Here is a 3071-nt window from a genome sequence, read left to right as displayed (position 1 = left end):
CGCAGGTTCACCGAACGACGGCGCCCGCCGCGTTTGCCGGGCCGGATCAGCGGCGCGATCAGCGCCCACTCCGCATCTGTCAGATCGCTCGGGTAGCGCAGCTTCTCGCGCCCGTACCGCTCCCGATCCGCTGCCGTCCACATGGCAAGAGCTCCGCTGTCCCCATCAGATGTCCTGCCGCAACGCATTCAGAGTACAGGAGTTCTTCATGGACGGGCTCTTAAAGGAATTGATGAGCCGACCGAGCGCTTTCAGGGCGAGGTTGGCCAGCATGCCATAGCGGAGCCGCAAAGCGGCGGCCAGAGCCAGTCTCTCTACTGCATCGTGCGGAAGGCGGAGAACCTCCCCGCCGAAGCGACGCAACGCACAGTCCGCGATGAGATGCTGAGCGTTGCCCAGAAGGCTCCCGGTTTCCGCGGCGTTTACTACATCCGCTCCGCTGATGACCCTACCCGCGGGGCCTCTGTCTTGTTCTGCGACACCCGCGAGCACGCCGCTGCCATACAGGAGATGACGATAAATATAATGAAGAAGCAGCAGCCAAACGTCACCGTCCGGGTAGCGGCCTCGGGACCGACCGCCGTCCTTGCGATGGCCTGACCACCGCCAAGTGGAGCGATCGAGTCATGCCGCAGCGGGCTAGCGATTGCAGCATATCGCGGCCCGCCGCACCCTGGTCGAAGAGCACGGCGTTGTTACCTCCTGCGGAACCGAACACTACTAGCGTCGGCTGAAAGCAGACGCCGAGTTGGAGGATCACCGTGACCCTCATCCCCCCTCGCCGTGCCGTTGTCCAGTCGCTTGCCGCGCTGCCCACCCTCATCTTGGGACGCAGTGCTGTTGCGCAGACCGCTGTCTCGCCCCTGCGCCCAACGCGGATGATCATACCCCTTCCGCCAGGTTCCTCACCTGACCTCGCCGCGCGCCTGTATGCCGAGGCTCTGGCACGCCGTCGCGGACATCCGATCGCAGTGGAAAACAGGGTCGGCGCTACCGGGGCCGTTGCGGGCAGCGCGTTCCTGCAAGCCCGGCCTGGCGACGCACTGTTTTTCGGAATGGGCGACTTATTGACGGTGGCGCCGCTGACAGACGCGGGCACCCCGTTTGCGGACCCCGAAGGTTTCCTCCCAATCTCGACCGCCGCCACTGACTTCATGGTGGTCTCGGTTCCAGCATCGTTACCCGTTCGGAGCCTGCCTGAGTTCGTGGACTACGCTCGCGCTCGACCCGGAGCATTGAACTGGTTCGCAACGCCCGGTACGGCGCTCTACATTGCCTTCAATGCCTTTCTACATCGCGCTGGTGTCGACGCGGTATTCGTGTCCTTCCGCAACTTGATGATGCAGGAAGTCAGCCAGGGACGCGTCCACGCGGCGCTGGTCCCGGTCGCCGTCGCATTGCCCTTTGTGCAGAACGGGAGCGTCCGCTTATTAGCCACCTCAAGCCGCACCCGCGCAGCGGTCGCGCCCGAGGTCCCCACCACCGCTGAAGCCGGGTTCCCGGACCTTTGGGTAGAAGGTTTCCTCGGTGTGTTCGGGTGGCGCGGCATGCCTGACGCAGCGCGGGAGGACCTTGCAGCCGAAACACGTGCGGTGTTGACCGAACCGGTAGTGGCGGAGCGGTACGCTGCGGCGGGGTTACGGGCTCGGGCTTCGACCCCGCAGGAGTTTCAGGCCGAACTCGACGGACATCGGGTGCGGTGGGCAGCACTGGCGCGAGAGTTCGGCGCGATGCCGAAAGGATAGGGATCGGTGCTGCGGTACGTTAGGACTGTCTGGGACGAACGTGAAGGCCGATGCAGTGCCGCATCCGGCCCGACACGCCGCCCGCACCTAAATGTCGGGATGGAAGCGGAAGTGCCATCAAGACCCGAAGTATCCCTAGCTTTCCAGGCGAACGGACCGGACGCAAACCCAGAGAACTTTTGAGGTGGACCACGATGTGGAGTCCTAGCCGCCGTCGGGCTCTGACCTTCGGACTGACGAGCATCGCCCTTGCAGCACCCCGCGTCGGCGCGGCGCAGAGCGTTGGAATGGGCACTGCGGAGCAGCGGCTCCGAGAGCGCGGCATCGAACTGCCAAGGGTGGCTCCTGTTCCAGGCGTCAACAATGTTCCTTTCGTTCGTACTGGCAGTCTCGTTTTTCTCTCTGGCCTGGGACCAAGCAAACCCGGAGGCGGCTTGTCTACTGGCAAGGTCGGAAAGGACGTAACCGTGGACGAGGCGTATCAGCATGCGAGGTCTACTGGCCTTGCTCTGCTTGCAGTCCTTCGTGCTGGCGTAGGAAGCCTCGACTATGTGATACGGGTCGTGAAGGTGTTGGGAATGGTGAACGCCACTCCCGACTTCGCCGACCACCCGAAGGTCATCAACGGTTGCTCGGACCTGTTCGTCGAGGTATTTGGCGAAAACCGGGGGCGGCACGCCCGTTCGGCTGTTGGGATGGCGTCGCTACCCTTCGGCATCACCGTCGAAATTGAAGTGGTCTTCGAAGTCGCTTAAGGCGCCACTGCATTGGCTGGATGCCGGTCTTGCGCCTACCACGAGCTACAATCGGTAGGGCTCGCTCATGTCGACGTTCGATGCTTGAGTAAGGAAGCAAGCTAATAGGACCATCGACGAAGCCTACGACGGAGCTGCTGAGTGCAATTCTGAGTGCCTTCAACAGCCATGATGTGGACGCGGTGATGGCCTTTTTTGCCCAGAATTGCGTGCTGGAGATGCCGCGTGGCCCGAACCCATGGGGCAGCCGCCACCAAGGCTTCACAGCTGTCCGGACAGCGCTCAAGTCGCGGTTCGACGGCATCCCAGACGTGCATTATGGGGACGACCAGCACTATGTGGTGGACGACACCGGTATATCGAAGTGGACCTTGCGGGGCACCGTGGCCGCCACCGGCAGGCCCATCGAGGAACGCGGCTATGATTTCTTCGACTTTCACTCCCGGAAGGTGGTGTGGAAGGACTCTCATTGGAAAATCGTCGAGGCCGGTTAGGGAGCCGTTCTCACCGTGGACCGTAAGCGGCCGTTTGAGGCCCGTCTTCCATAGCGGCCCGTGGATGTGGTGCTTCG

General features: G+C 62.9%; 5 protein-coding genes. 4 read left to right on the top strand and 1 reads right to left on the bottom strand.

What is annotated here, in order from left to right; genetic code table 11:
* Nucleotides 1–143, bottom strand: a 143-nt coding sequence (locus tag AC5JJ1_RS14630) for a transposase (protein WP_495785838.1), incomplete at its 3' end; no start/stop codon positions are given.
* Between AC5JJ1_RS14630 and AC5JJ1_RS14625 the strand changes: the two genes are divergently transcribed.
* From AC5JJ1_RS14625 to AC5JJ1_RS14610, 4 genes are all read left to right on the top strand, one after another.
* A complete protein-coding gene (locus AC5JJ1_RS14625) occupies nucleotides 142–600 on the top strand; it encodes a hypothetical protein (protein ID WP_495785836.1) in 459 nt (152 codons plus the stop codon). The two genes, AC5JJ1_RS14630 and AC5JJ1_RS14625, sit on opposite strands and share 2 nt — an antisense overlap.
* Nucleotides 601–761: 161 nt before the next feature.
* On the top strand, nucleotides 762–1745 hold the full coding sequence (locus AC5JJ1_RS14620) for a Bug family tripartite tricarboxylate transporter substrate binding protein (protein ID WP_495785835.1): 984 nt from the start codon (nucleotides 762–764) through the stop codon (nucleotides 1743–1745).
* Between the two features lie 50 nt (nucleotides 1746–1795).
* On the top strand, nucleotides 1796–2500 hold the full coding sequence (locus AC5JJ1_RS14615; protein WP_495785834.1) for a RidA family protein: 705 nt from the start codon (nucleotides 1796–1798) through the stop codon (nucleotides 2498–2500).
* A gap of 104 nt (nucleotides 2501–2604) precedes the next feature.
* Nucleotides 2605–2994 (top strand): nuclear transport factor 2 family protein, encoded by a 390-nt coding sequence (locus AC5JJ1_RS14610; RefSeq protein ID WP_495785837.1) that lies wholly within the window; start codon nucleotides 2605–2607, stop codon nucleotides 2992–2994.
* The last annotated feature ends 77 nt before the right edge of the window (nucleotides 2995–3071 follow it).

This window comes from Belnapia sp., from assembly GCF_059504005.1.
This window is presented reverse-complemented; position numbering and strand designations above follow the sequence as displayed.